Here is a 762-nt window from a genome sequence, read left to right as displayed (position 1 = left end):
TCCGCCGGTAGGCTGGCACGGTCGGCAACCGGCGGCAACGAGGGCGGCTGCCGCCAGAATGCCCCTTGCTCAGAACATGCGGAAGAAGAACCGCCCCGATGGGTCGACCAGGAACTGGTGGCGGCGCCGCTCGTGGTGCCAGGGCCGCTTGTGGTGCCAGCGCCGGCCGTGGTCCCAACCCCGGTAATGGCCCCAGTCGTCACGCCAGTGGCGGCGCGGCCCCCAGCCGTGCCAGTCCCGTCGATGGTGGCCGCGCAGCTTGGGCCCGCGGAGCCAAGGTGGCACCCGGTCCCCGTAGCGGCGGCCATGCTGCCAGTGCCGGCCGCCATCTTCGCGGTAGTGCCGCCCGCCGTCGTGGCGGCGCTCCCGCCCGTCGGCCAGCACCGGCACCGCGACCAGCAGGGCCAGCAGGGCCAGGCCGGCCGTCCTGCCCAGCGTCCTCGTGGCGTTCATCGGCTTCTCCTCCTGACGACCGGCATGCCGGCCACATGGCGGATGTCCCTAGCATGAGGGGCCTGACCAGCTGGTGAACGTCATTGTCAGGCTGCATTCAGCTATGACGGCGCATAAGCTCCAGGCCATGCCCGGGATCACGCGCTCCATCCTCCTGCTCCTGACCGCCAGCCTGGTCGCCCTGCCGGTGCCGGCGTCCGCCAGCGACCTGATCCAGGGCTTCACCGCGCCGTCGCGTGGTGCTGGCCGGGCGCTGGAGCGGGGCAGCGACAATCCGTTCGACCAGGACGCGCTCGGCCAGGCACGGCG

General features: G+C 72.3%; 2 protein-coding genes. One reads left to right on the top strand and one right to left on the bottom strand.

The annotated features are described in order from the left end of the window. Nucleotides 1-69: 69 nt before the first annotated feature. The gene (locus EQG76_RS30090) at nt 70-453 is read right to left on the bottom strand and encodes a hypothetical protein (protein ID WP_159718925.1); all 384 of its coding nucleotides are present in this window, start codon (nt 451-453) and stop codon (nt 70-72) included. A gap of 103 nt (nt 454-556) precedes the next feature. Between EQG76_RS30090 and EQG76_RS30085 the strand changes: the two genes are divergently transcribed. Further along, on the top strand, nt 557-762 hold a 206-nt coding region (locus EQG76_RS30085), incomplete at its 3' end, for a hypothetical protein (RefSeq protein ID WP_159718924.1).

The organism is Geminicoccus flavidas, assembly GCF_009806515.1.
In the GTDB taxonomy this organism is placed as follows: domain Bacteria; phylum Pseudomonadota; class Alphaproteobacteria; order Geminicoccales; family Geminicoccaceae; genus Geminicoccus; species Geminicoccus flavidus.
Note: the sequence above shows the minus strand (reverse complement) of the source record. Positions and strands in the feature narration are given on the sequence as shown.